Origin of the sequence: Limosilactobacillus mucosae, assembly GCF_013423865.1 — a bacterium.
Classification (GTDB): Bacteria; Bacillota; Bacilli; order Lactobacillales; family Lactobacillaceae; genus Limosilactobacillus; species Limosilactobacillus mucosae.
The window spans coordinates 1678288-1704546 of the sequence record NZ_CP058954.1 but is presented as its reverse complement, the minus strand read 5'-3'; the positions used below and the strand labels follow the sequence as shown (position 1 = coordinate 1704546).

At 40.8% G+C, this 26259-nt stretch carries 26 protein-coding genes; 7 read left to right on the top strand and 19 right to left on the bottom strand.

Annotated elements, in window-relative coordinates; all coding sequences use genetic code 11:
- Positions 1–9 precede the first annotated feature (9 nt).
- The 18 genes from H0G69_RS08435 to H0G69_RS08350 form a co-directional block, all read right to left on the bottom strand.
- The gene (locus H0G69_RS08435; RefSeq protein ID WP_180304696.1) at positions 10–684 is read right to left on the bottom strand and encodes a head maturation protease, ClpP-related; all 675 of its coding nucleotides are present in this window, start codon (positions 682–684) and stop codon (positions 10–12) included.
- A complete protein-coding gene (locus tag H0G69_RS08430; protein WP_180304695.1) occupies positions 681–1940 on the bottom strand; it encodes a phage portal protein in 1260 nt (419 codons plus the stop codon). The genes H0G69_RS08435 and H0G69_RS08430 overlap by 4 nt, the downstream gene beginning before the upstream one ends.
- Positions 1937–3502, bottom strand: coding sequence for a terminase large subunit (locus tag H0G69_RS08425; protein WP_083213904.1), 1566 nt, complete (start codon positions 3500–3502; stop codon positions 1937–1939). Before H0G69_RS08425 ends, H0G69_RS08430 begins: the two co-directional genes overlap by 4 nt.
- Positions 3503–3603: 101 nt before the next feature.
- Positions 3604–3810, bottom strand: coding sequence for a DUF5049 domain-containing protein (locus tag H0G69_RS08420; RefSeq protein WP_066024067.1), 207 nt, complete (start codon positions 3808–3810; stop codon positions 3604–3606).
- A 20-nt stretch (positions 3811–3830) separates the two neighbouring features.
- Positions 3831–4481 (bottom strand): hypothetical protein, encoded by a 651-nt coding sequence (locus H0G69_RS08415; protein ID WP_066024066.1) that lies wholly within the window; start codon positions 4479–4481, stop codon positions 3831–3833.
- Between the two features lie 62 nt (positions 4482–4543).
- On the bottom strand, positions 4544–5785 hold the full coding sequence (locus H0G69_RS08410) for a site-specific DNA-methyltransferase (protein ID WP_180304694.1): 1242 nt from the start codon (positions 5783–5785) through the stop codon (positions 4544–4546).
- Entirely contained in the window at positions 5785–6327 is a 543-nt protein-coding gene (locus H0G69_RS08405) for a P27 family phage terminase small subunit (protein WP_180304693.1), read from the bottom strand. Before H0G69_RS08405 ends, H0G69_RS08410 begins: the two co-directional genes overlap by 1 nt.
- 142 nt (positions 6328–6469) lie before the next feature.
- Positions 6470–6649, bottom strand: coding sequence for an HNH endonuclease (locus H0G69_RS11200; protein WP_478219583.1), 180 nt, complete (start codon positions 6647–6649; stop codon positions 6470–6472).
- Between the two features lie 340 nt (positions 6650–6989).
- Positions 6990–7460, bottom strand: coding sequence for a restriction endonuclease (locus H0G69_RS08395; protein ID WP_180304691.1), 471 nt, complete (start codon positions 7458–7460; stop codon positions 6990–6992).
- Positions 7457–8815 carry an SNF2-related protein gene (locus tag H0G69_RS08390; RefSeq protein WP_180304690.1) on the bottom strand — a complete coding sequence of 453 codons (1359 nt, stop codon included), beginning with the start codon at positions 8813–8815 and terminating at the stop codon, positions 7457–7459. The genes H0G69_RS08395 and H0G69_RS08390 overlap by 4 nt, the downstream gene beginning before the upstream one ends.
- Positions 8796–9077, bottom strand: a complete 282-nt coding sequence (locus tag H0G69_RS08385) for a VRR-NUC domain-containing protein (RefSeq protein ID WP_066024061.1) — start codon at positions 9075–9077, stop codon at positions 8796–8798. The genes H0G69_RS08390 and H0G69_RS08385 overlap by 20 nt, the downstream gene beginning before the upstream one ends.
- A gap of 244 nt (positions 9078–9321) precedes the next feature.
- Entirely contained in the window at positions 9322–11580 is a 2259-nt protein-coding gene (locus H0G69_RS08380) for a phage/plasmid primase, P4 family (RefSeq protein ID WP_180304689.1), read from the bottom strand.
- Complete coding sequence (locus H0G69_RS08375; RefSeq protein WP_180304688.1) at positions 11577–12005, bottom strand: DUF7768 domain-containing protein; 429 nt, start codon at positions 12003–12005, stop codon at positions 11577–11579. Before H0G69_RS08375 ends, H0G69_RS08380 begins: the two co-directional genes overlap by 4 nt.
- Positions 12006–12105: 100 nt before the next feature.
- Positions 12106–14040, bottom strand: coding sequence for a DNA polymerase (locus tag H0G69_RS08370; protein ID WP_180304687.1), 1935 nt, complete (start codon positions 14038–14040; stop codon positions 12106–12108).
- 53 nt (positions 14041–14093) lie between these two features.
- Positions 14094–14678, bottom strand: coding sequence for a DUF2815 family protein (locus H0G69_RS08365; RefSeq protein WP_180305438.1), 585 nt, complete (start codon positions 14676–14678; stop codon positions 14094–14096).
- Entirely contained in the window at positions 14659–15798 is a 1140-nt protein-coding gene (locus H0G69_RS08360) for a DUF2800 domain-containing protein (RefSeq protein ID WP_180304686.1), read from the bottom strand. Before H0G69_RS08360 ends, H0G69_RS08365 begins: the two co-directional genes overlap by 20 nt.
- Positions 15798–16106, bottom strand: a complete 309-nt coding sequence (locus tag H0G69_RS08355; RefSeq protein WP_180304685.1) for a hypothetical protein — start codon at positions 16104–16106, stop codon at positions 15798–15800. The genes H0G69_RS08360 and H0G69_RS08355 overlap by 1 nt, the downstream gene beginning before the upstream one ends.
- 262 nt (positions 16107–16368) lie before the next feature.
- The gene (locus H0G69_RS08350; RefSeq protein ID WP_180304684.1) at positions 16369–16899 is read right to left on the bottom strand and encodes a hypothetical protein; all 531 of its coding nucleotides are present in this window, start codon (positions 16897–16899) and stop codon (positions 16369–16371) included.
- Between the two features lie 383 nt (positions 16900–17282).
- Between H0G69_RS08350 and H0G69_RS08345 the strand changes: the two genes are divergently transcribed.
- The 7 genes from H0G69_RS08345 (at position 17283) to H0G69_RS08315 (ending at position 25629) form a co-directional block, all read left to right on the top strand.
- Positions 17283–18602, top strand: a complete 1320-nt coding sequence (locus H0G69_RS08345; protein ID WP_240164347.1) for a HamA C-terminal domain-containing protein — start codon at positions 17283–17285, stop codon at positions 18600–18602.
- 4 nt (positions 18603–18606) lie between these two features.
- On the top strand, positions 18607–21219 hold the full coding sequence (locus H0G69_RS08340) for a DEAD/DEAH box helicase (RefSeq protein ID WP_180304683.1): 2613 nt from the start codon (positions 18607–18609) through the stop codon (positions 21217–21219).
- Between the two features lie 11 nt (positions 21220–21230).
- Positions 21231–21452, top strand: a complete 222-nt coding sequence (locus tag H0G69_RS08335) for a helix-turn-helix domain-containing protein (protein ID WP_180304682.1) — start codon at positions 21231–21233, stop codon at positions 21450–21452.
- A gap of 2 nt (positions 21453–21454) precedes the next feature.
- Entirely contained in the window at positions 21455–22987 is a 1533-nt protein-coding gene (locus H0G69_RS08330; RefSeq protein WP_180304681.1) for a class I SAM-dependent DNA methyltransferase, read from the top strand.
- On the top strand, positions 22977–24071 hold the full coding sequence (locus H0G69_RS08325; protein ID WP_180304680.1) for a restriction endonuclease subunit S: 1095 nt from the start codon (positions 22977–22979) through the stop codon (positions 24069–24071). The genes H0G69_RS08330 and H0G69_RS08325 overlap by 11 nt, the downstream gene beginning before the upstream one ends.
- Positions 24072–24142: 71 nt before the next feature.
- Positions 24143–25111 (top strand): site-specific tyrosine recombinase/integron integrase, encoded by a 969-nt coding sequence (xerA, locus tag H0G69_RS08320; RefSeq protein ID WP_180304679.1) that lies wholly within the window; start codon positions 24143–24145, stop codon positions 25109–25111.
- Between the two features lie 5 nt (positions 25112–25116).
- Positions 25117–25629, top strand: coding sequence for a restriction endonuclease subunit S (locus tag H0G69_RS08315; protein WP_180304678.1), 513 nt, complete (start codon positions 25117–25119; stop codon positions 25627–25629).
- Here H0G69_RS08315 and H0G69_RS08310 read toward each other — a convergent pair.
- Complete coding sequence (locus H0G69_RS08310) at positions 25626–26255, bottom strand: restriction endonuclease subunit S (RefSeq protein ID WP_180304677.1); 630 nt, start codon at positions 26253–26255, stop codon at positions 25626–25628. The two genes, H0G69_RS08315 and H0G69_RS08310, sit on opposite strands and share 4 nt — an antisense overlap.
- Positions 26256–26259: the final 4 nt, after the last annotated feature.

The window sequence follows — 26259 nt, the reverse complement described above, 5'->3', positions numbered from 1 at the left end:
TCCTGAAATTTAGTGTCCTAATAAAGAAAGCCGCCTTTGCAGCGACTTTACAGAGAAATTCGATTTTGTTTTGGGTTTAAGCTTATTGAGTAAAACTAGATCAGCTTGGTGGTCTGAGTAGGTGTAACAATTAGTTGGTGGTTCATCGGGATTACCGAGCATTTCATCGGCAAATCCTAATTGAATTGCCTTGTTGACGTTCATCCAAGTTTGATCATCCATCATTGCCGAGATTTTTTCACGTGGCAGACCAGTTTTAAGTTCATAGGCATTGATGATGCTTTCTTTAGTTTCATTGAGCAGTTGGATTGCTTTTTGCATATCTCCAGCTTCTCCTTTGGCTAGCGTAAGGGGATTATGAATCATCAACATCGCAGTTGGAGCCATTGAGACCGTTGTTCCAGCCATCGCAATTACCGAAGCTGCCGAAGCCGCAACGCCATCAATCTTAACGTTCACATCATCTTCATAGTTCATCAGCATGGTGTAAATTTGACTAGCAGCAATGCAGTCACCGCCGGGCGAATTGATCCATAGTTCAATTGGACCTTCACTTTCGTTGAGTTCATCTTGAAAGAGTTGTGGGGTGATTTCATCGTCTAACCAGCTTTCTTGGGCAATTGTACCATTAATGGTTAATACCCGTTGGTTAGTCGGACCACTCCAGTTCCAAAAATATTTCATTGATTTGTTTCCTCACTTTCATTTTCCTTGTTATAGAAACTACCTGCTTTATCCAAGGGCAGCATGTTCCCGTTAACTAAGTACATGTCACCGCCTTGTTCGCTAGGAATTTTATTCAAATCTTCAAGCTCTCGGATATCGTTGGCAGAAAGCCAGCCGTTTTGGCGCCCAATCGCATAACCGTTCATGCGACTTTCATAATCGCCTCGTAAAAGCCCGTCAACGTTGAATTTGACGAAGACCTTACCTTGTTCTTTAGGTGAGAGTAGTTGTTGATTCATGGCTTGTTCCCAACGGACGCACCAAGGATTTAAGGTGTATTCAACAAATTCTAGCGATTGCTGTTCAATGTTTGAAAAGGTAGACCGGTCTAAGTCTCCGATTAGGTGGGGTGGGATTCGAAAAATACGGGCAATTTCATCAATTTGAAACTTCCGGGTGTCCAAGAATTGGGCTTGATCAGGCGGAATCGACAGTTGCTGGAAGGTCATGCCTTCTTCAAGGACAGCAATGTTATGCTGGTTGCTTCCTTGAAATTGGGCATTCCAACTTTTACGTAATCGTTCCGGATCCTTGACCACATTTGGATGCTGCAAGATTCCGCTTGGGGTGGCATCGTTTTTAAAGAAAGTTTCTCCATATTGTTCGGCGGCCATTGATAAGCCAATTGCGTTTTTAGCCATGGCAATTGGGCTATAGCCAATCAAACCGTCAAAGCCTAGTCCCGAGATATGCAAAACTTCATCTTTTAGGAGAATGATTTGTTTGGCTTGGTTTTTAGCACCATATTCATCAAAGTCCTTTGTGTAGGTATAATACAGTTCACCATTTTGTGCCCGGTTGACGTCCATTTTGTTAGGCATCAACGGGTAGAGACCAGTAATCTCACCGCGTCCGTTGCGGATGATTTGGGCATAGGCATTGCCCCATAAAAGCAAATGGCTCATTAGTGTTTCACGAAAAACAAAACTGGTCATTTCTGGATTAGGGGAGTCATGCAATAAGAAATAGAGGGGATGCTTTAAATCCCTTTGCTTGCTACCTTCATCCCCATAGCGATAAACATGAAGGGGCAGTTGGGCCAAACTTTCTGCTAACACCCTGACGCAGGCATAAACGGTAGTATTTTGCATGGCGGTTCGTTCGGTGACATTTTGCCCGGACAAGGTACCGCCAAACAAAAACGACCAAGTACTGGATAGGGAGTTAGCTGGTGAAGCCTTATTTTTGTTGAATAGTTTGTTAAAGATACTCATAGGAATAATAACCCTCTTTCATCATAAATTGAGTCTTCCGTTTCGCCTTCATTGCGAATGGCCCGGTCAAGCGCCATAATGGTTGCTACCACGCCATCAATCTTTTCAGTTGATTTAGCTTTATCGGGTTTAATGTTGCCCGCCGGGTCGGTGCGGATGTAGATGTTATCCATCATCCAGCGCAAAACAGGGTGGCCACCGTGGGCAATTTTCTTTTCTAAGGTCAACTTCATCAATTCTTTAGTGGTTGGCGACATATCTTTAAATCCCTGGCCGAATGGGACAACTGTAAAGCCCATCCCTTCTAGGTTTTGGACCATTTGCACGGCCCCCCAGCGGTCAAAGGCGATTTCTTGGATATTGTATTTTTTGCCAAGATTATTTATGAATTGTTCAATATAGCCGTAGTGAATGACGTTACCCTCGGTTGTTTCAAGATAACCTTGCTGCTTCCAAATATCGTAGGGAACATGGTCGCGCCGGACACGTAGGTTAACATTATCTTCCGGAATCCAAAAGTGAGGGAGAATAGTGTAGCCTTCTGACTCATCTTCAGGCGGAAAGACTAAAACAAAGGCAGTAATATCAGTTGAAGAAGAAAGGTCTAAACCGCCGTAACAAACTCTGCCTTCAAGCGCTTGTTCATCAACAGGAAAAGCACAGGCATCCCATTTGTCCATTGGCATCCACCGGACTGATTGCTTAACCCACTGATTAAGTCGGAGCTGGCGAAAGGTATTTTCTTCAGCGGGGTTTTCCTTAGCGGAATTGAAAGCCGCCTTGACCTTATCGATTGAAACAGTAATCCCAAGTGAAGGATTGGCTTTCTTCCAAACACTAGGGTCGGTCCAATCATCACTTTCTTTGGAGCCGTAAATAACAGGATAAAAAGTCGGATCATGCTTGCGACCGTTCATAATATCGAGGGCCTTTTGGTGGACTTCATAACAGATCGAGTGGGTATCCGTTCCGGCGGTTGTGATTAAAAAGTAGAGGGGTTGCGTGCGGGCGTCTCCTGATCCTTTTGTCATCACGTCATAGAGTTTACGGTTAGGCTGGGTATGCAGCTCATCAAAAATCACGCCTGAAACGTTAAAGCCATGCTTGGAATAGGCATCGGCAGAAAGGACCTGATAGAAACTATTGGTTGGCTGATAGATAATCCGCTTTTGGGAAGCTAAGATTTTAACCCGTTTCTTCAAGGCTGGGTTCATTCGGACCATGTCAGCTGCCACATCAAAGACAATCGCGGCTTGTTGCCGGTCGGCCGCACAACCATAAACTTCGGCCCGTTCTTCTCCGTCAGCGCAACAAAGTAAAAGAGAAACGGCTGCGGCCAATTCCGACTTACCTTGTTTCTTAGGAATTTCAATATAGGCGGTGTTAAACTGCCGATAGCCATTAGGTTTTAAGGTGCCAAAGATGTCACGGATAATTTTTTCTTGCCAATCAATTAGTTCAAAGGGCTTGCCCGCCCAAGTTCCTTTGGTATGACAGAGACATTCGATAAAGGACACGGCAAAATCGGCAGCATCTTTGTTATAAGTGGAGTCTTTATCCATATATTTGGTGGGTTGGTAGTTTTCTAACTTGCGCAAATGATAATCACATCCTTTCTACGTAAAAAGGCACCAGTCCCTAAATAGGTCAGTGCCTTTGGTTATTATTCGAAGTTGCCGGTTAAGATGAAGTTAATGTAGTCGGCACGTCTTTCTTCTAAGAAGCACACCAGGTAGTGGCAGTTGTAGTAGTAGGCCAGGCGTTTAACGTTTGGAACATCAAACATATTAACTTCGCCGGTGTTGCGAATTTTATCAATTTCATTTCTGAGTTGGTCGCGTAATGCTAGTTCTCTTTTGATGCGGTCCATTTGATTACCTCCCTTAATATTTAGGCTTCTGTGTCTTTATCATTGTTCTTCTTAGGATCATGGAGGAAGGAGGCATTCCCGGAGAGATTCTTCAAAAGAATACGTCGGTCCGTTTTGTATTCCTTACCGATAAAGCCGAGTTTTAATAAGAACCCGCGGAAGGAGTATCTTTCATTGCTGTATTCGCGGGGCCGGGAAGTCACTCTTTGCAACTTCATTGACAGTTTTACCAGTTTATCAAGGAAATGAGCGTAGGCTTTAGCTTCTTCCGGGGTGACCTTGCCAAACCAAGGGAAGCTAATTGTTTCATCGGTGATTTCAATCGGCAGGTCGTTAACTCCAAGTGCGTGTTTAATCAAGGTTGCCTTGGCTCTGACCAAGCGTTGAAGGTTGAGCAGGGCTAGTTCAGTAAATTTATTAACCGGGTAAGAAATAACCAGGTCACTTTCAGCTGTGGTTTGTTCAAAGCCCGCATTTTTAAGGGCAGTAATTAAGTCCTCGGGAACCGAGTAGCCACAAATTAGTTCGCCGTTGCGAGTCACCCGATATGGGCCAATTTGATAGGCAAAAGTTGGGGTGCCTTCATATTCAGCGGTCAAACCAGTGAATGCTTCAATTTCTCTAACTAGGGCTTTACGGCCATTACCTTGAACATTGTATTGTAGTAACATTTTAAATTTCCTCCTGTTCTTTGGTTACTACATACATCACTCTAAAGCCCTGTAATAGCAAGTTATTTCGCACTTTCTTCATCAGAAAGATTGAGTTGAGAATAAGGGATAGTTTGGCCGCCACGTTCAACGGTTACACCATCAGAAGTACCGGCTTGTTCCAAATACCGCTTAACAATCACATCGCAGAATTTTGGGTCAAGTTCAATCATGTAGCAAATCCGGTCGGTTTGTTCGCAAGCAATCAAGGTGGATCCTGAACCACCAAACGGATCGAGCACAGTACAATTACTCATGGTTGAATTGGTAATTGGATAGGCCAAGAGTGGAACTGGCTTCATGGTTGGGTGATCAGCATTTTGCTTGGGCCGGTCAAACTCCCAAATCGTTGATTCCTTACGGCCGGTGTACCACTCATGTTTACCTGACTTTTTCCAGCCATAAAGAATAGGCTCGTGTTGCCATTGGTAAGGTGAGCGGCCTAAAACTAGTGATTGCTTTTTCCAAATGCAACAGCCGGATAAATAAAAACCAGCATCTTGAAATGCTTTCCGGAAGTTTAAGCCTTCTGTATCGGCATGGAAAACATAGATGCTGGCATCATCGGCCATTGAATCATACATACAACGAAATGAATCTAGAAGAAATTGGTAAAAGTGATTATCATCTTGGTGGTCGTTTTTAATCTTACCGGCATTGCCCTGATAGTTAACATTATAGGGTGGGTCAGTTAAGACCAGGTTAACTTTATGATTACCGAGCAGTTTTTGGTAAGATTCAGGTTTAGTTGAATCACCGCATAGTAAGGTGTGCTTACCTAGGTGCCAAAGATCGCCTGTTTTACAGAAGGTCGGCTTTTCTAATTCACTGTCGATGTCAAAGTCATCGTCTTTGGCTTCCTCATCAGTTCCGAGTAAGTCGGTAATTTCATTTTCATCAAAACCGGTTAGTGACACATCAAAGTCGGCAGCTTGCAGGTCAGTGATTAAGAGCCCTAATTTTTTATTATCCCAATCACCACTGATTTTATTAAGGGCAACATTAAGGGCTTTTTCCTTTTCTTCATCAAAGTCAATTACCACGCAGTCGACTTCCTTGATACCGTCTGCTTTAAGCACCTTTAAACGTTGATGGCCGCCGACAACATTACCGGTTCGCTTATTCCAAATAATCGGCTCAACGTAACCAAATTCATCAAGCGAACGTTTTAGTTTTTCGTATTCAGGGTCACCGGGTTTTAAATCCTTCCGAGGATTATATGTGGCAGGAATTAAATCCGTGAGTTTCTTTTTTGCAAATTCCATTAGTTCATTCCTTTCCGGGAGCGCAAGAGGCGTTCCATCACATCATCTTGGGGCGTGTTACCTTGATAAGTTGTCGCATTGTTTTCTTTAACAACCTGAAAGATTTGAAACCAAAGTTGGCTTGATTGCTTCATATAGTCCCGGCTCATTGAGACGTAAGGTGAAGCAATCGCATTCCCAGTTGTCGGGTGACGAGCGAGAAAACCGTATTCTGAAATGCATTCCTCGCATTGAATCCACCGACTAACGCTCATGGCATATTGTTCGATTAACTGGGTATTAACGAGATTTTCACAGCCCCGTTCCATCAACCACTTCCAGGTGTCTTCAAAAATCTCTGCGGCCTCCAGGTCTCTGCCATTTTTTTGTTTTGCTTTTAAATAATCCTTGACTGGTGGCATTTCTCGTCCCTCAATAGGAGTTGGGGTAGGCAAGTCGAGGACCTTACCAGTTTTGCCTTCCGCTAATTTATCGGCTAAGGCTTTAGGTTTTCGACCGGCACCAACCCGCGCGCCACCACGATTAGTTCCGTCCTTAGCCACGGTTAAAAATCATCTCCTTATTACATATATGCTAGCTGTCGGGGTAGGGGGTAATACCCTGTTTGAATTCGATTTTTTGTACGCGAAGGCCCACCCCCGTTCCCTTGGCGCTTGCCAAAAGTGATTTAGACCGCCCCTCCCGTCAGTAATGATAGGTTTGGGGTCGGTGGTGCCAGCGGTCGTCCATTTCAGCTGTGATCCTAGAGTGGCATGGCTTGCAAAGTGACATCAGGTTGTCTTGAGCGTGGGTGCCACCTTGGGAGATAGGCAAGACATGGTGGACTTCAGTCGCTTGGGTGTAGCGTCCTGACCGCAGGCACATTTCACAAAAGGGATGGAGTTGGATGTAATGGTTGCGTGCCCGTTGCCAAGCGCGACCATAGCTTTTCTTGGTACGAGCTGGGCGTTGGTACTTGTCGTAGTTTCTTGCAACCAACTTTGCATGTTCTTCGCAGTAAGTTTGATGGGTTAACTTGCAACATCCGGGATAGCGACAGGGTTTCTTGGGTGAGTAGGGCATGGTGGTTCTCCTTTCTGAGTCCATAACAAAAGCCCAGCGGTTAGAAACCACCAGGCTTAGTTAGGAAATTCAATTTGTTTTACTACTCTACACTATCAGTATAGCACTGGGAATTAATAAGTGTGTTCACGTTTTTACCTTCTTAATGGTGGCTACCATAGAGTAGGAGGGTCAAATGTTCCAGAGCTTTGTTCTTCTTGTTGTAGGCAGTGGTCTTAGCAATGAAGTACTTGTCCATTAAGACGGTAAGGCCGTGGTTGAGTGACTGGTTGGGGATGCGGTAACAGGAATCTAGAACAAAGCGTTCCTCGTCAGTGAGCTGCTGCCAAGCCGGTTCAAACCAATCAAAGTAGTCGCGAGCAACTTGGTAGCGTTCGTTGACCTTATCTAGTTTAGTGATACCAGAGATTAGGCGGGTCTCAGTTGCATTGTCATTACCACTTCCACTAGGGATGCCACCAAGTTTTGGAGATTGTAGGTGGAGCATCTTTTCTTTAATTTTATGAACTTGGTTTTGATAGTCATTGATGATGAACTGCATGTCATTATAGTCTTTGAGCGCGGCGACAGTAGCTTCACGCTTGTCGAGATAGTTCCACATGATATTAGTCATTGGTTGACCACTCCTTTTAAGTTAGCTTTGACGGCATTGATTAAAGCCGTTTGCGTTTTATCTTTGCGCTTCAAGGCAGCAAGGATATCTTCATCAATCGTGCCTTGGGTGATGATGTGGTGGATGACGACCGGATTAGTTTGTCCTTGGCGCCAGAGCCGAGCGTTGGTTTGTTGGTAAAGCTCAAGACTCCAAGTTAAGCCATACCAGATTAGCGTAGAGCCACCAGCTTGTAAGTTTAAGCCATGCCCAGCCGCTACGGGATGAATTACACCGACCGTAATCTTTCCTTGGTTCCAGTCGGCAATGTCTTGGTTGGTTTTAATTTCTCGTACTTCAAAGCGCTGCTTGATTTTTTCCAAATCATGTTTGAACCAATAAGCAATCAATACTGGTTTACCGTTAGCAGCCTCAATTAAATCTTCCAGCGCATCAAGTTTTCGTTCATGAATTACAACTTGATTCTTATCACTGTCATAAACAACTCCGTTAGCCATTTGCGAAAGCTTATTAGAAAGGGAAGCTGCATTTAAAGCATCGATTTGTTTACCTTGGGTAGAAACGACTAACTGTGCGCGCATAGTATTGTAGACGACAGCTTCTTTATCAGAAAGTTGAACTTTGACGGTGTTTAACGTGAGTGGTGGCAACTTCAGGTAATCTTTGGACTTCATGGAGATGGTGATATCACTAATTTGTTGGTAGATTTGTTGTTCTGCTCCAAGTTTAGGTTTGTAGGTAAAAATCATATGCTGGTTACGTTTGTCGGGGTCAAAGTAGGTAGTGCGATATTGACTGATGTAGCGCCCTAAACGTTGCCCCATATCAAGAACCCGGAATTCAGCCCAGAGGTCCATCAAGCCATTTGATGAGGGGGTTCCAGTTAAACCAACGATCCGGTTTACCCGTGGCCGAACTTTCTTGAGACATTTAAACCGTTGGGACTGATGGGATTTAAAACTGGATAGCTCATCAATGACAATCATGTCGTAGCAAAATGGGAAGCCGGAATCTTCAACTAACCATTTTAAGTTTTCACGATTAATGATGTGGATATTAACGTCTTTTTGAAGAGCAGCTAGACGTTGTTGCTTAGTTCCCGTTATTACTGAATAGGTAAGCTGTTTTAAGTGGTCCCATTTCTTAATTTCAGTAGGCCAAGTATTTTTAGCCACCCGCAACGGGGCTACGACTAAAACTCGATTAACCTCAAAAAGATTATAGATGAGTTCGTTGATGGCGGTCAGGGTAATCACGCTCTTACCTAGACCCATATCAAGTAAAATCGCCGCAACAGGGTGGTCAATGATAAAGTTAGTCGCATATTGCTGATATTCATGAGGATTGTATTTCATCCAGGATTCCTCCAATTTGATTTAAGTTGTCACAGCAATAGACTAGAAAACCTAGTTGCTGGAGTTGGTTGATTCGGTTGATTTGTAAAGGGCGGGGATGCTTGCCGGGTGCTTTCATCTCAACAAAGGCCAAGTGACCACCGGGTAAAAGGACAAGCCGGTCAGGAACACCGGCCATTGAAGGTGAGACAAACTTCAAGCATAGTCCGCCCCGTTTTTTACAGGCTTTCACAAAGGAAGCTTCAATTTTGTTTTCACGCATACTTTTCTCCAAGTTAGGGAGGTGACATTAGGGCGACTGCCAGTAGTGATTATCACATCAAGGATTTAGCGGTGTTTATGACACCCCTGTCAGCCGTTTACCTATCCTTCCCTATACTATTTTTTTACTTTTTTCTCTTTATATACTTATTAGTAAAGAGGTGACAGAGGTGTCATAGAAAAGAAGAATGACCGTTGTTATCGGCTTTTTCACGTCTGATGAATGACACCTCAATGACGCCTCCTTAGGCTAGAAAATCAAAATCAGTGTTTTTCAAACGGACGCCAGTGATGAATCGTCCGTTGGTAGACCGCTTCCGCCCAAAGCCAGCAAACTTTAAGGCAGTATAAAAGTCGGCACTGTTTCGGATGTATTCACCTTGACGTTGGCAATAAAGGCGGTATTCGTTGTAAAACTCACCCGATTTTTCAGAATAGTTTGGGTCAATTTCGCAACATTCTTCAAGAAAGTTTCCGAGCCAGTCATTTTCTGCGTGGTAAGCTTTAATGGCATCTTTGACGACTGGAGGTACGGTAGGTTGGAAGTTGGCGGCAATAATCTTTTGGGCGCCTTCGATGATCCATTGCATGACTGCTTCCCCGGCATTTTTGGTTAAGTAGTCGGTGTAGTTTTTGATATCACTTTTACCAGCAATTTTGGCCTTAAAGGGGATGACAATCAGCCGGCGCCAGATACCATCGTCGTTGCCCCCAACCTTAGGTAGGTAATTGGTGTAAAGGACCAGAGTGTGGCTGGGGACAAAGGAGAAAGGTTTCATATATTTCTTTTCTGCGTAGATTTCATCGGTTGAGCAGAGCTGTTTAATGGTTGAGGTGTTGAGCCGTTTACCTTCTTCTAGTTCGGCTGAAATGATGAGTCGCTTACCCTTAACTTCAGCCATTTCGGGTTTGATATTACGGCGAACGCCAACGGTCAAGGCATCTGCGGACAGGTGGCCGGTATAAGAACCCATAACGTTAGCGATAGTATTCCAGAAGGTGGACTTCCCGTTACGCCCATCTCCATAAGCGATAATCAGGGCTTCTAAGAAAACTTGTCCGATTGCCACTAGACCAACTATTTCTTGGACATAATCAATCAATGCTTGGTCATTACAAAAGAATGTTTGCAAGGCCTCTTGCCAAAGGTCGGCTCCTTTGTTACTTGGGGAGAAGTCGGTCATCTTAGTAATCAGTTCTGAGGATTTGATGTCTTGTTTACCGGTGAGACCTTTTTTCAAGTTGTAGGGTCCAGCCGGGGTATTGAGTAGGAAAGGATCGGCGTCAAAGTCATTAATCTCACGGACAAGTTTAGGGCGCGAGTTACTCAAACAGCCGGCGATACCGCGCACGCTGCGTTCCTTAATCACAAAGTCACGAAATTGCTTAGCTGCTTCGTATTCTTCGTAGCTTTTGATCTGTTCCTCGCTAAAGGCTTGGTAAGCTTTGGCTTTACTCATGACCTTTAACATTTGGGCGACACCATTCTTTTTGGTTTGGGTAGCTGCAGTGGCAACCAAACTATCCGCATAGGCCAGTTGTTTATCGGTGAAGCGTTGGACTTCGCCTAGGGCTAGGGCTTCCGATTCTTGCCAAACTTTACCATCAAACCACATGAAACCAGTTTGGTTGGTGTAAGTTACCCGATCCTGGCAGTAATTAGCAAAAGCATAGGTTTGACCAGTATCGGAGTAATCAGCTGGTTTGAGTTTTTCATCTTGTTGTCCGTATTGGGATGGTGGGATATAGCCGGGTTGCTTGGCTATGCGTGTCCCAAACTTAATGGCGCTTTGCCAAATGGTGCTAAGTTCCTGGTCAGCTAAAGGCGGATCACATTTAGCGGCTTCATCCATAAAAGCCTGGTAAGCTTCATCAGTATTTCCAAGTCGCATAATGACCCGTCCGGCGAAATGGGAAAGGGTTGAGTTTCGGTTACCTTGGCTGATTGTAGTAGCGTGGTTAGCTTGACTAAAGAAGCGCTGGCTCATGATAAATTGGTCGACAGTTTCATTTTCTTCAACCCAGACAATTTCTTGGTTCGTTACGCCAAAAACAAAACGGGCAGCGTCTAAAGCATTCCCGTCAAAGTAAGGGAAGAAGCTTTGAATTTCATGTTTAAGCTCAGCATAGCTTTGAGCATTAGTCATTTCCTTAATCGGAAAGTAAACATGGAACTTTGGTCGGGGATCTTTACCATGCTTGGCTTTCATATGGTTGCGACTAAAGGTAATTGCATGGGCAACGCCATCAAAGTACTTTTGAATATCTTCTGGCCTTATCCAAGCAGTGGTATCATCCGAGTGGTCATTGTCGCAATCCATGACGAGGCAGTCAGCTTTGATAAAACTAGCAATGTTACGCTTATAGTCTTTAAATTCAGCACAGGTATTGTCGGCTTTAATGGCAGCCAGTAGATCTTGCTTTGATGAAATTATGACTTGGTTTGGATAGAGGGTGTTGGCTTGCTTACCGGTAGTGTTAGCAGTAAATAGAGTGAACTTCATTTAATAACCTCCAAAGATTCAGTAAAATAGCGCACGGGTTGATGTTTCTTTTGGGCTTTTTTGATTTCCCATTTCATATCGCCAGTTAACTTACCAAAGGCCCAGATTTCAGAGCACTTGCGCATCCAGACAATATCCATAAAAACGGCGGCGTTTAGCTCGTTATAATTGCGTAAGTTGAGGAAACGGGGCAGGTAAAGTTGCGGGCAAATGGGGATGCCACCACATTCATAAACAAAGCGACAGTAGTTTTCAACTTGTCGGATGACCTTGCGATTGTTCATGACAACGGCAGTATAAGGAGCACAGATGTAAATCATCGGACGATAATTGGGATTAGCTTGGTCTTTTTGCAGATTTGCAATGACTTCCTTAGCGGGTGCTAATAAGTCATGCGGGATTTCAAGCGATAGTTCTGTTTTCATCAAAATCAGATCCTTTCATTTTTAATTGCGAGAACGTAAAAAACCTCCTCACTGTTAGGACAGTCAGGAGGGAAAAATAAAGTACTTTTGAAAAAAATTCCTAATCTTTTTTGTAAAAGTCGGTGACAAAACCAGCGGCATTTAGTTTTAGGTCATTAGCCCAGGTCGGAACCGTGGCCATTAGCTTTTCAATCTTTGAAAGTGAGGTACCTTTAGGGGCTTCAATTACGACTTCATCATGGATGTGCATAACAATCTGATAGCCGGCTTGAGTTAGATTTTGCATGGCATTGGCTAGCAGGTCACGACTGGTGGCTTGAACGATATTTTCTACAAGCTTAGCGCCGTAAGTTTCTAGGCGCTCCCATTTTTTAGTGGCGCCGATTCCTTCATAGGTAATTGATTCATTCCCAAAACGATTAGTTCCAATTTTGGGTTTGACATAGCAAATCCGGCGACCGGATGGCAGGAAGATAAAGAGGCATCCCGACTGGCATTTAAACTTAATGCCATGGGTCTCAGTATCCAATCTTTGTTTGATACAAGTCGTCGCGGCTTTATCAACGTCCCACCAAAACTGGACAATATTAGGACTAGCCTGACGCCACATGTTAACTAGGGGTTGGAGTTCATCTTCTTTAACTCCCATTTTCAGAGCCCCCATTGCTTTTAAGGCACCAACAGAGCCTCCATAACCTAGGGCGAGTTCAGCAATTTTACCTTTTTGGCGCAGGTGGCCATTTATCCCATGTTTAACCACCGGAACATGGAACATTTGGGTAGCCGATTCACAATAAATATCGCCATTCTTGGCAAAGACCTCTTGGCGCCATTGTTCTTTAGCCAGCCAAGCAATTACCCGGGCTTCAACAGCTGAAAAGTCAGCAACATAAAATTGACAGCCCGGTTTAGGAATAAAGGCAGTGCGGATCAGTTGGGATAAGACGTCTGGAACTGAATCGTAAAGTAGATTTAGCGATGCCTGATTATTAGAACGGACGAGATCGCGAGCTTCTTTGAGGTCGGACATAGAATTACGGGGAAGATTTTGAACTTGGACCAAGCGACCTGCCCAACGTCCGGTGCGGTTGGCGCCATAGAATTGTAGTAGTCCATGGACTCGGCCATCGGAACAAAGCGCCGTTTGCATGGCCGTGTATTTCTTGACACTGGACTTGGAAAGTTGCTGGCGTAGTAACAGGACTTTACGGACGTCACCAGTTGCCGATTGAAGAGCGGAATCAACATCAGCTTTAGACAGTGAGGGAATGTCTAATCCTTGTTCGTGTAGCCAAGCCTTTAGTTGGGTCGGTGAATTAGGATTATCAAGGCCAGTTAGTTTCTGAGCTTCATCTAGGTATTGTTGGCGGAAACTTTGGTCGCAAGCAATTGCATTTTTGACAAGTACCTGGTCTAACATAATTCCGCAGTCATTGATTTCTTGGTCGAGCCAATAATTATGCCATTCTGATTCTTGGACCGGAAAGCGGGCGAGTTTTTGATTAATCTCAACTTCGACCTCAACGTCGCGTTGGTTATATTGCTTGAATTGTTGCCACTTAGCTGGATCGTGATAGGGCAAATTTCGCGTTCGTTGATGGTTAGCTTGTGTTGGTTTACAGGGAGTGCAGAAGTAGCGGACGAGATCTTTACCCGCTTTAAACTTTTGCTTTTCCAAGCCTAGAACAGCTCCGACGCCTTTTAGCGAAAGGGGCAGTCCCAAAGTAGCAGCCCAGACCATGGAGCAATGCCAACCTTTTGGCTTTAGTCGTTTCCCCAGAAAGGAGGACAAGCAAACTCGTTCAAACTGAGCGTTGAAGGCTGACTTGATGATTTCGGGATTGGACAAGGCAGCGATAATTTCTTGGGGGATAGTTTCATTCTGGGTAAGGTCGACCACTTTAACCGGGCCTTCATCGATGGCGTAGGAAAGCAGGAGAAGCTGAAAGTCATCGCTAGTGGCGTACCGATAAACGCCAGCTTTGGCTAGATTGACCGATGAGTAGGTTTCAATATCAATGGAGATTAATTGCATAAGTGCTCCTTTTAAAAAATGGGCAGGGCTAAAGAACCCCACCCATTAAAGTCTTAGGCTAAGAAATCATTATCGTCGTCTAAAGAGGTAAAGTCGTCACTGGCTGAAGACTTACCACCAAAACGTTCACCATCGCGGACCTTTTGGACATTACCCAATCCACAAGCTACGCCCCGGTTACCGTTTACGTTGAAGGCATAGAAGTTCAAAGATACCCGAGCGTACATGCCACTGTAAATTTCTTCAGGATCAAGAATTGGTTGCAGATGGCGATCAACAATTTGGGGCTTGGAAATGGAGTTAGCATTTAAGAAGTAGCTGTCTTGGTAGGCAGCATCATCACGTTCAACATCACCATCGCGTAAAGGCGTTTTGATAGCTTTCATGTTTGGCATCTTGCCACCAAACTTTTCTAAGCTGTTCTTTACAGCGTTTTGGATGGCTGCTTCAATTTGAGCGAGAGTCTTGGTGTCGGACTTGGGGATAATAATACTTGCTGAGTACTTTTCCTTTCCGCCACCAAGCGGAGCAGCCGGTTCCAGTAGGTGGACATAAGAAAGCCGGGTGTTTAAACCAGTAACAACTTTAGTTCCGTTAAAATTAGTATTTGCCATAATGCTATACCTCCGTAAATTCATCTTGTGCATTAGTTGTGTCAACCGCTGGCCGCTTGTCGGAATTAGGGACAAGGGTTAGTTTGCCAGCCGGTCTGTAAATGTAGGGTCCCAGTAGTTCATCAAATTTCTTCTTTCCCATGACCTTTTCAAGTTTAGTAATAGGGAGTAGGGACTGCAGGTAAATATCAGTGAAGCCATTAGCTTCTGCTACTTGAGCCACTTTAGCTTCATCTTTGTATTTTCGAATCGAACGACCTTCGACGACTTTAAAACCAGCCCATTGTTTACCGTGATTGATAGTTAAATCTTGAGCGTAGGCTTTAACTTGGTTGGCCCATTTGATTAGGTCGTCAATGTTAGCGAGAACTTCTTCAATTTCTTCGTTGCTCATCAAATGGGGAGATTTTAGTTGCAGGGCTTGGAGTTTCTTATATTGATTATAGCGAACCCGTAAGACCGCATTGCAATTTGAGAACTGAAGCCAAGGACCATACTTGACGACACCTTGACCATTAAGAGCTAATTCCGCCTTTTCTTTAAGTTCGGTCTTGGCCCAGTGAAGCAGGGCGTCTGTTTCAAGCGACCAGGTCGATACGTTACCAATCCGCGGCTGAAAGATGGTCATATCAATTGTGGCGGGGTGGTTGTAAAGCATGGAATAGTTGTTTAATGCTCCCAACGCGTAAAGCTTCATTTGCGGATTGTTTTCCGCTGCTACTCGGACACCTTTACCATACTTAAAGTCGATGATGTGCATTAGTCCATCGGCGATGATGATACAGTCGCCGGTCCCAAAACCATCAGGAACATATTTTGAAAAATCTAACTGCTGTTCAATTAGGACTGTTGCACCAGGGTGGCTTAACTTGACCTTTTGGAATTCCTCCATTACATAAGAACAGTAGTCGTCGGTATAAGCTTCCATATCGTCATTATCAAAATCAGACGTCGGTCGTTTAACCTTTTGTCCCAGGACCTTACGGAGTTTGTATTCGCCTAAGGCATGGGCTGCGGTTCCTTCCGCTGCCATGGGACTAGCATCTTTAGGAAAGAACTTTTCTAATTGCGGTAGTGGTGGAGCACTTAGCCATCGGTGGGCGCTAGAAGCTGAAAGAGTCGCATGAACTTTAGGGGATGCCATTATTGACCGACCCCCTGTGCTTCTAAGAAGAGGTCTTCATAATCTTTAGGGTCAACATCAGACAGCTTTTCAGCACCATAAGTCTTGAGTAATTTGCGGATTTCATCTGAGTGACCTTCACTAGCCTTTTTGGCTAATTCTTTACGAACATCTTCAAGCTTGATCTTTGGCTTTGCTGGTAGTTCGAAGTCAGGTTCTTCATTTTGAGGAGATTGCCCTTGTTCTAAAGTGATAATTAGCTCTTCAATCGTGTTATTCAAGTTTTTTAAATCACCTTTGAGGTTGACTAGTTGTTTAGTTAGACTCATGATCGTTGTCCTCCTTTAAAGGTTGAATTTGTAGTCGCTTTACGCTGTCGTCAGGAGCAATAACCAACAAATGAGCTGGTGCACCTAATAGCCAACGTAGCAGGCGTTCTCTGATAGTCAGGCGTTTCAAGCTGACGGTTCCAGTTTGCGGGCGTTTAGAAACGGAAATGGAAACTTGGTGTTCCATTTAAATCAGTCCTTTCAAGTAAAATCAGTGGTAAGGTTTCATACCTCCCACAGATAGGCCACTAGCGTCTAAAAATTAAACGAGTTTTGACCAAAATTTTTTGATTTTTTTGAAGATAGCTTGCTTATGATTACTGAAGTTTTGAACTGACATATTGAGTTGGGCTGCTAATTCCTTGTCCTTAAGCCGTTCTTCATTATTAGCGAGAGCATCGTAGACAAGTTGTTGGGGCTTAGTTAATTTGGGGTAGATTGCCATTAACTTTTGGTGATCTGATTTTTGCTTTGATGACCGTTCTTGTTCGTCAAACTTATCTAAGTAGATGGTTTCTGGAGTTTTCACTTCAGCCGTCAGTTGTTGAAGTGGGTCCCCACCAGCAGAAATCAGTTTGTTGTCAGGGTCATAAGCATCCAGGGACACCTTGCGTCGGGTATTTTTGTGGTCGGCGTTATATTGGTCATGTTTAAGATCAAGGACCACCACAGCTTGGTCTGCCGTCAGGGTTATGATTTGCTTGCCCATATTTTTGAGGCCAACCACTACGGAACCATCTCCGTTTTTAGAAATGATTTCGACATCTGGATTATTGTATGAGTTATTGAACATTTAAAAATTCCTCCTCTTGGATCTCCCAAGCGAAGGAATCTAAGGCATACAAAAAGCCACTAGTAGGGTGTGCTAAACAGACCTAAACGATTTCTCGCTTGGGTACTGCAACGACACCTTACTAGTGGCTTGGTTACAGAAAGTGTTATGAAATTAGGTGGCATGCTAGTAAAGGATGGTGATCAATCATTCCATGCCCATCAGCTAAAAAAATGTGCGAATGCAAAAATAATTATCTGAGAAAACGGTGTCAGTCTGGTATAATTATTATTGTTAAGCACTAATCTCTAGCTGATATTTGAATAATAACAAGATGGGCATAAATCAACCTCCGAGTTTTTATATGAAACTCCGGGAAATTCCGAGAAAAGTTGGAATGTAAAATGGTAAAAAAAGCTAATTTTATTTATTTAATAGATTTGATTAATCCGTATTTACCGGATGCCACGGGTACTTCAAAAGAAGAAACTGTTAGATTAATAATTACTCATGCATCTAATGGAAAATACGCCCCTATGCCAGCCCCATCGACATTGAATGGTTTTGCTGCAACAGGGATTTCTAGGGCTGCCGCAAAAAAGATACTTAAACTTACAAATAAAGAAACATCTTCATTGGAAGAATATTTCAGCCAAATAGGTGAAGATCAATTAACTAGGATTGCTAATAAACTGAAGAAAGACGGAATCTCAACAGATGTGTATCGTGGTAGAGTGCCGGCATTATTAGTCAAACTTTTTAATGATGTGTTTGACAAAGCGGCCAGCAGAAAAAATAAACGAAAACAAAAAATCCCCACTCAAAAAAGTGAGGATAGGATTGCTTCTGTAAAGAGTGTCTCAGACGAAATGTTTGCTAGTGTTTTTCATCAGGTAAACGTTAGTGAGATGAATGTGGTAAAAAATAGGAACTTAATCCACGCATTTGTTTTGAAACCTGAATTGCTTCCATTCAGCTATAAGAACCTAAGAGAATTGGTACTATCTAACATTACTAACTATGCGGTTGCACGTGGCGTTGAAAAGACGGATGTTTCCGGACTAAAAGCGGGTAGGGTACTTCGTAACTATGAAAAAAGTGGTGTTCCAAGTAATTTACTGGGCGAGTTGTTGACATATGTTTTTCTGGAGCACGAAGAAAATGCTCTGAAATTGTATACTCGGGCTGAAATTTCTGAAACTAGTCGGACAATTGATAGTGAAGGAATATATTTAAAGAGTGATGGAGAAAAAACTCAATTGATTCTGGGTGCCTCGCAATTAAACAACAATCTTAAAAATGCGGTTGATAATGTAGTAGATAAATTATCAAAATTTAGGAACAATCAGTCGGACGAAATGGTATTAGCAACGGATATAGTTGATACGACCATTCTTAACGCACAACCTGGCGAAGAAAAAAGTCAGGCTATTATTCAATCGATGATTCCAAATGAATCAGACTTGGAAGAAGTAGTATCGTATGGCCTTTTTATAGGATATCAATTTAAAACTGAACAAGATTTAGATAACTGTACCCAAGAAGAAGCTAAGGAGAGATGTCGGCAAGTTGTTAATAACGATTTACAGCAAGCTATTAGCCAATTAGGCCGTGCCATCCAGCAGCATCATTGGCAAAAATCGTCATTCTACGTATACTTGCTACCTTTTACAAAGGCAGAAGAAGATAGTCATAGTATTATGGAGGACTTGATAGGGGTGTAGGGAGATGGAAAAGAATGGGAAAAAACTAGGTGAGTATTTATATGAGCACCTAGAAAATAATGAATATCTACGTAAGTTAATGGAAATTCTATCTTTGCAATATGCTTTTTGGCTATTTAATGGTGATTGGAAACTCACTAATAAGAAAAAATATGACTTACTGAAATTTGCAGACTTATTGTCAAAATCTATCAGCGGTCAGGAAAACAACCATCAAAAAAATATAGCATTAAGAATAGTTGCAATACTTTCAAAGATGTACCCTAACGATCCTAGGGTGGGACTTATAACCAATGAAGTGCTGACTCGTTTTAATAACTTTCTGCCACGAAAAAAGCAAGGATACAGTGTCATTCCAACAATTGATTATTTGTGGAATGATGTACTAAAAGAGTATCAGAAAGATAAACGTCAGATTCCAGGACAAAAGAATCAATCTTTTATTGGTAAACAAGATGTCATCTTTAAATCTTTAGCAAGCCAGCTTAATAGTTTCTCGGCTCCCACCTCAATGGGAAAAACTTTTCTAATAGAGAAATATATTGAGTTTAAAGTAATGACTGATTCAGTAGAGAACTTTGCTATTACGGTGCCTAGTAAAGCCTTAATTACTGAAGTAAAGAGTCGGCTGATTGATGACTTAGGTACAAAGCTAAGTGAAAATCACTATCGGGTGATTTCACATCCAGAAGAGTTTCAATCAGATTACGAAGGTAACTTTATTTTTGTGATGACTCCTGAACGTTTATCGGCATTGATATTCCAAAAACCTGAAGTAAGATTAGCTTACCTATTTATTGATGAGTCACAAAAAGCTACTGAGATGAGTTCACGAAGTATTTTCTACTATGAGATTTTCGATCAAATTAAGGAATGGAATAATCTACCTAAGATTACCCTTGCTTCTCCATTAGTACCCAATCCTGGAGTGTTTAAACAGCTTGTTGAAGCGAATAAAAAAGACGAAGGGCTTCAAATAACTGAGTCTCCAGTAACACAAGTGAAAATTATTTTTGATCGGTATGATAAAGAAATTCTGATATATGATGATTTGAATAAGAAAGCTACTACAATAGATAAATTTACAGGAACTCCTTCAGTATCGGAAATTGTTTTAGGGATGCTCAAGATACAAAAAGGTAGTAAATGTAACTTGATTTATTACGGTTCAAAAAAGAATGCTATTTCTGACGCTGTCGTTGTTGGCCGGCAATTACCTGAACTTAATGATGCAAAGTTAAATGAGTTGGCCGATTATATTTCCCGAAAAATACACCCAAAATATATATTGGTTGATTTGATTAGAAAAGGGATTGCTTTTCATACTGGTGAACTGCCGATTAATGTTCGAATAAGAATAGAGGAAGCTTGTCGAGAAGGACTTTTAAAACTAGTTTTTTGCACCAGTACATTATTAGAGGGTGTTAACTTACCTGCCGATAATATTTTTGTCACTACGTTGCATAATGGCAAAGGAAAACTTAGCCGATTGGATTTCTTAAACCTAATTGGTAGGGTTGGTCGATTAGGCCATTCAATGATAGGAAATGTTTTTTTGATTACTGGAGAAAGTAAGAAATCGCATAGTAACCGTGAAGCTTACTTATCTATGCTAGCTGGAAAACTTAATAAAGCTAAATTATCAGTTACAGTCATTAAGCCTAAGCAAGCGGCAGCAATTAAGAAGAGCCTAGAGAAAGGCGATGTGCGTTTAGATAACATTGAAAAAGATAAGAACTATGATTTAATTCGTAAATTATCATTACTTTATGTCAAGGAATTACGGAATGATCATCATGGAGTAGTTAGAACCCATTTAGCAAAACATATAACCTACAAAGAAGAACGAAAAATTTTACAATCCTTACAAGAACGATATGTTGACGAATTAGAGGATGATATTAACTTCTCTTCTGATCAGTCTGAAAGTCTTAGAAACAAGATTAGTCAGGAAAATATTAAAGGATATCCTAATATTCATGATGGGGAAAAATTGAGGTGGCCGGAAGCCAAAGCTTTTTTACTCAAACTATCAGAAATATTTAACTGGGCTATTTATGAATCCGACTTTGTTAAGTCAAAACAAGACAAGGAAACTCAAGATAAGGTCATCGAGGATGACGCTAAAATGGCCTTACTTTGGATGAGCGGGTACAGCCTGCAACGGATTTGCGACTTTGCAATTCAAATCCGTGATCCTGAGCGTGGAGATACAAGATTTCTTAATAGGGTAAGGCAATACCATGAGAATACCCCTAATATTGACTGGGAGACTATAACCATTAATTTAGTGATGAAAAGATTGCAAAATCTTCAGTTTGTATTAGGTAAATATTTCTTGAAAGTTACCCAGGAGTTAACTAAGAGTGGAATGCCACCTCAGAATGACTGGTATCGTTTCATGGAGTATGGAACAGATAGTGACTTACGGATTTGGTTACAGCAGAATGGTTATTCCAGAGAATCCTCAGAATATATAGAAGACAATAAAGATGAATTTATCATTCAAACCGATAATAATTACTTTGTCTCCAAGAATATTTTAAAAGCGAACGATCTTGATGCTGTTAGTGAGACTAAGGAAATTGAAATAAACGTTCCAGAAATTTTTATTTAGAGGAAGTAATCATGAATAACGAAAACTTAAGCATCAGTTATAACAAATTATGGAAGCTGTTAATTGATCGTGGCATGAAAAAGAAAGATCTACAACAGGCTAGTGGAGTTAGTGCCGCTTCAATTGCTAAGTTAGGTAGGAATGGTAATGTTACGACTGAGGTATTACTAAAGGTTTGTAAGGCCTTAGACTGTGATATCAGTGACATTATGGAAATAGTAAAGGAGTCGTGAAAATGGCAACCAAGTCTAAGGAATTAAGTATTGAGGACAAATTATGGAAAACAGCTGATGCGTTGCGTGGCAGCATGGATGCTTCAGAATATCGTAATGTTGTACTGGGGTTAATTTTCCTTAAGTATGTATCAGATTCATTTGAAACCAGGCATAATGAATTGTTGAAATCAGATTATCCTGAAGATGCTGAAGATCCTGATATGTATCTTTCGGAAAATATTTTTTGGGTACCGAAAGAAGCACGTTGGGAATTAATTCAACGATCAGCGAAAACACCTCAAATTGGTGAAATTATCGATAGCGCAATGGATGCAATTGAAAAAAGCAATGATTCATTGCGTGGAGTTTTAAGTAAGAACTATGCATCTCCAGATCTTGATAAAACTCGTCTAGGTGAAGTGGTTGATTTAATTTCAGATATCAGTCTAGGCGACAAACATGCCAAGCAATCTGATATTTTGGGGCGTGTATATGAGTACTTCCTCAATGAATTTGCTTCTCAGGAAGGGAAAAAGGGTGGTGAATTTTACACGCCACGGTCTATCGTTCGTACACTGGTAGAAATGATTGAACCTTATAAGGGACGTATTTATGATCCATGTTGCGGATCTGGTGGGATGTTTGTTCAATCTGACAAGTTCGTCCAAGAGCACCAAGGTAAAATAGGAGATTTATCAGTTTATGGTGAAGAGTCTAACCCAACTACTTGGAAATTGGCAAAGATGAATCTTGCCATTCGTGGTATTGATAATAATCTTGGACCACATCAAGGCGATACTTTTACCAATGACTTACATAAAGGTGAAAGATTTGATTTTATCTTAGCTAATCCACCATTTAATGTAAAAAATTGGAATGGTGACAAATTAAGAGAAGATGCTCGCTGGCAATATGGTGTTCCACCTGTTGGTAATGCCAACTATGCTTGGATTGAACATATTATTAGTAAATTAGCACCTGACGGGAAAGCTGGATTCGTATTAGCTAACGGCGCTTTGTCGACATCTACGAAGGAAGAGTATGCTATCCGGAAAGCCATTCTCGAAGATGACAAGATTGATGCGATCGTTGCCTTACCGGATAAAATGTTCTATTCCACTGGCATCCCGGTTTCACTTTGGTTTATTGATATGAATAAGAAATCTGAGGATGAAAGAAATCGAAAAGGTGAAACTTTATTTATCGATGCACGTGATCTTGGTGAAATGATTGATCGCACTCACCGGGCATTCTCTAAGGAAGATATTAAAAAGGTAGCTGACACATACCATGCATATCGTGGTACCAATGATCAAGAGTACAAGAATGTTCCCGGATTTTGTAAGGTAGCCAAACTAGATGAAATTGCAAAAAATGATTACGTATTAACCCCTGGTAGGTACGTTGGCTTGGCAAAGCAACAAGATGATGGGGAACCATATGAAGTCAAGATGGCTCGTCTGACTGGAGAATTGAAAAAACAGTTTGAGGAGAGTAATAAGCTCCAAGCTGAAATCAAAGATGTATTGAAGGAGCTTGGTTATGAAATATAAAGAAACTCCACTTAAAGATATAACGGCATATATTTCCAAAGGAATAGTACCTAAATATGCAAGCCAAAATGATACAAATATTATAAGGGTATTAAACCAACGCTGTAACAGAAATAATTTAATTTCTTTGTCTAATTCAAGATTTAATAATCTTGATAAAAGAAATGTTCCTAATGAAAAAGTTTTGAAAGAAAATGATGTGCTTATTAACTCTACCGGAGTTGGGACCGCAGGACGGGTAGCTCAAGTTAATGATCTAAAGGAAAAAATGACAGTTGATGGGCACATGATAATTATTCGCCCTACAAAAACTGTAAATCCAGTGTTTTATGGGTACGCTGTAATCGCAAACCAATATAAAATTGAGCAGCTGGCAGAAGGATCAACGGGGCAAACTGAGATAAATAGAGACAGGCTTTTAAAGGATATATATATTAAATTACCTTCTTTGGATATTCAAAATAAAATTGCGAATAATCTTCGTATTCTTGATAATAAGATTAGTCTTAATAATCAAATAAATGCTAATTTAGATGAAATAAAAACAGCATACTTCGATAAATCTTTCAATCAACAAATGCAATCTAATTTAAATGGCAAACTCAAAAATATTACTAAAATAACATCAGGGAAACGTCCAAATAAGAAATCGGATACTAAATCTTCGAAAGATAAATATCCTATTGTTGGCGCAAGCAAAGTTATGGGCTACACAGATAACTATTTATATAATGAGCTGATTTTAACAACTGGCCGGGTTGGAACTCACGGAATCATTCAAAGATTTCGAGAGCCTGTATGGGTATCTGATAATAGTTTTGTCTTTAAAACAGATCATGAAGACTATTTATTTGAAATACTAAATCATTGGATAAATTATAGTGCCCTTAATAGAGGTTCTACACAACCCCTAATAACTCAAACTGATTTGAAAAATATAGATATTTACGTACCCACAGAATCTGAGCTTAAAAAATTTGAAAGGGTATCTAGAATATTAACTAATCTGCAGTTCAGCCTCATTAAACAGAACCGTAGGCTTGATCAAATTAAGAAAACTTTACTTAATAAATTGTTACTTTAGGCAGCTAAATTAGCATTTAGTGACTTGTAGAATGTGTAGTATCATTTCATCAAAAACGGGGTAGATGACAGATGAACTCAGTAATTGATGAAATCGTACAAGAAATGTTAAAAGTTTTGGACAACAGTCAACTAATACAACTGAAACGAGTACTAAAGAAAAAACTTGGGAATAATAAAGATAGCGGTCCTAAAAGAAGCAATGAATCTTACATTGCAGATTATTTAGCCGCCAAGCAGGTTGAAGGATGTTCGGAAAAAACAATTAACTATTATCATGCAACATTAAAGATGATGTTTGCACATTTAGGGAAGCATGTTCAAAGGGTCACTACTGAGGATTTACGTGATTATTTAGGTGATTATCAACATTCTAGAAATTCCAGTCGAGTAACTATTGATAATATTAGACGAATCTTTTCTAGTTTCTTTAGTTGGCTGGAAGATGAAGACATTATTATCAAAAGTCCGGTAAGACGAATTCATAAGGTTAAATCTTCAGCTAAAGTTAAAGATACTTATAGTGATGAAGATTTAGAAAGGCTGAGGGATTATTGTAATAACGATCGTGATATTGCAATGATTGACCTACTTGCTTCAACGGGTATGCGTATCGGTGAATTAGTTCATCTTAACCAGAATGATATAAATTTTGATGAGCGTGAGTGTGTGGTATTGGGAAAGGGTAATAAGCAACGAATAGTATATTTTGACGCTAGAAGCAAAATACATTTACAGAATTACTTAGCAAAGAGAAAAGATACCAATTCTGCGTTGTTTGTTTCTCTACATTCACCACATCAACGAATGAGTATTAATGGAATTGAAAATCGGCTTAAAAATTTGGGGAAGAAAGCAGGAATAGCAGAAGTTTATCCTCACAAATTTAGAAGAACACTAGCGACAAATGCTATTGATAAGGGAATGCCGATTGAACAGGTTCAAAAACTGCTTGGACATGAAAGAATAGACACAACACTGCACTACGCGATGGTAAAACAGAGTAATGTGAAAATAGCACATAGAAAGTATATTGGGTGATTCTTATGAAAAGAAAACTAGGTGATTTGGCGATCATAGTTAAATCCAAAGATTCAGTAGAAAAAATAGATAGAAATAAATATGTCACCACAGAAAACATGATTAGCAATAGAGGCGGAGTTAGTTTTCCTTCTTCTACTGTACCTAAGCAAAAGAAATTGGATATGTTCGATAAGGACGATGTGTTAGTGTCCAATATAAGGCCATACTTCAAAAAAATATGGAAAGCATCTTTTAGCGGTTACAAGTCTGGTGATGTATTAGCGTTCAGAACTAAAGATCGTGATATCTTATCTCAAGAATATTTGTATATATTATTAGAAAGTGATCGCTTTTTTGAGTATATGACTACAACTGCTAAGGGAACAAAAATGCCTAGAGGAGACAAGAAGGCTATTGCGGAGTTTCCTTTTGATTTACCATCAATAGATATACAGAAGAAGCGTAGTCATCAAATAGAAGTTATTGAACAGAAAATTCGCTTAAATCAGCAAATAAATGCTAATTTAGCAGCTTAAAATAATTTTGTTAGTAAAGTTTCTTTTAACTTTTGTAAGTGAGCATTTTCAGATTCATTTTGTTGAATTTGTTGAAGTAATGGCTTTAAGCAAACACCTAAATTTTTCATTTCACTTGTGTTAAATGGAATTTTATATGAATTAGCAATTTGTGGTTTCACTCTTTGCCTACTGTTAGTACTTCCAGTTGCATTTGATATAAGAAACCTGCTGTAATCTTCACTATTAAGAACGGCAAAAGCTACTGCTTGTTGTTCAGCATTACTGCCGGTTACTTGTATAAATTCTGGAGAAGCTACGGATTTGTATTTTTTATAAGAGTCTAAATTAGGCGCCCATATTCTTTTGAATTTTGGATTGAGTTTAGAAATCAGCACCGAAAAACTATTTACTACTTTTTTGTTGCTTTTTATTTCGGATGTGTTTTCAAGCTTCACAACTTTACCGTTATCAAAGTTAGGAATACTAAAATGCCAAACCTTGGTACTCTTATTTTCTGCAATTTTATATGTTTCAGCCCTAGTGTAAAAAATATCTTTGATAGTTTTGCGTTTAGTAGCAGGAAAACCGTTACAAAACTTGTCATAAATAGTACTAATTAAATCCAGTAAATTAGCATTTAGCACAATA

Coding starts and splice junctions, on each gene's coding strand:
- H0G69_RS08395 (WP_180304691.1), bottom strand. CDS start 7,460: ATGACTAATATCATGTGGAACTATCTCGACAAGCGTGAAGCTACTGTC.
- H0G69_RS08365 (WP_180305438.1), bottom strand. CDS start 14,678: ATGAATTTACGGAGGTATAGCATTATGGCAAATACTAATTTTAACGGA.
- H0G69_RS08340 (WP_180304683.1), top strand. CDS start 18,607: ATGGAAAAGAATGGGAAAAAACTAGGTGAGTATTTATATGAGCACCTA.
- H0G69_RS08420 (WP_066024067.1), bottom strand. CDS start 3,810: ATGGACCGCATCAAAAGAGAACTAGCATTACGCGACCAACTCAGAAAT.
- H0G69_RS08385 (WP_066024061.1), bottom strand. CDS start 9,077: ATGCGTGAAAACAAAATTGAAGCTTCCTTTGTGAAAGCCTGTAAAAAA.
- H0G69_RS11200 (WP_478219583.1), bottom strand. CDS start 6,649: ATGTGCCTGCGGTCAGGACGCTACACCCAAGCGACTGAAGTCCACCAT.
- H0G69_RS08380 (WP_180304689.1), bottom strand. CDS start 11,580: ATGAAGTTCACTCTATTTACTGCTAACACTACCGGTAAGCAAGCCAAC.
- H0G69_RS08335 (WP_180304682.1), top strand. CDS start 21,231: ATGAATAACGAAAACTTAAGCATCAGTTATAACAAATTATGGAAGCTG.
- H0G69_RS08330 (WP_180304681.1), top strand. CDS start 21,455: ATGGCAACCAAGTCTAAGGAATTAAGTATTGAGGACAAATTATGGAAA.
- H0G69_RS08370 (WP_180304687.1), bottom strand. CDS start 14,040: ATGCAATTAATCTCCATTGATATTGAAACCTACTCATCGGTCAATCTA.
- H0G69_RS08430 (WP_180304695.1), bottom strand. CDS start 1,940: ATGAGTATCTTTAACAAACTATTCAACAAAAATAAGGCTTCACCAGCT.
- H0G69_RS08345 (WP_240164347.1), top strand. CDS start 17,283: ATGGTAAAAAAAGCTAATTTTATTTATTTAATAGATTTGATTAATCCG.
- H0G69_RS08350 (WP_180304684.1), bottom strand. CDS start 16,899: ATGTTCAATAACTCATACAATAATCCAGATGTCGAAATCATTTCTAAA.
- H0G69_RS08390 (WP_180304690.1), bottom strand. CDS start 8,815: ATGAAATACAATCCTCATGAATATCAGCAATATGCGACTAACTTTATC.
- H0G69_RS08315 (WP_180304678.1), top strand. CDS start 25,117: ATGAAAAGAAAACTAGGTGATTTGGCGATCATAGTTAAATCCAAAGAT.
- xerA (WP_180304679.1), top strand. CDS start 24,143: ATGAACTCAGTAATTGATGAAATCGTACAAGAAATGTTAAAAGTTTTG.
- H0G69_RS08325 (WP_180304680.1), top strand. CDS start 22,977: ATGAAATATAAAGAAACTCCACTTAAAGATATAACGGCATATATTTCC.
- H0G69_RS08410 (WP_180304694.1), bottom strand. CDS start 5,785: ATGGAATTTGCAAAAAAGAAACTCACGGATTTAATTCCTGCCACATAT.
- H0G69_RS08435 (WP_180304696.1), bottom strand. CDS start 684: ATGAAATATTTTTGGAACTGGAGTGGTCCGACTAACCAACGGGTATTA.
- H0G69_RS08375 (WP_180304688.1), bottom strand. CDS start 12,005: ATGAAAACAGAACTATCGCTTGAAATCCCGCATGACTTATTAGCACCC.
- H0G69_RS08355 (WP_180304685.1), bottom strand. CDS start 16,106: ATGAGTCTAACTAAACAACTAGTCAACCTCAAAGGTGATTTAAAAAAC.
- H0G69_RS08415 (WP_066024066.1), bottom strand. CDS start 4,481: ATGTTACTACAATACAATGTTCAAGGTAATGGCCGTAAAGCCCTAGTT.
- H0G69_RS08360 (WP_180304686.1), bottom strand. CDS start 15,798: ATGGCATCCCCTAAAGTTCATGCGACTCTTTCAGCTTCTAGCGCCCAC.
- H0G69_RS08425 (WP_083213904.1), bottom strand. CDS start 3,502: ATGGATAAAGACTCCACTTATAACAAAGATGCTGCCGATTTTGCCGTG.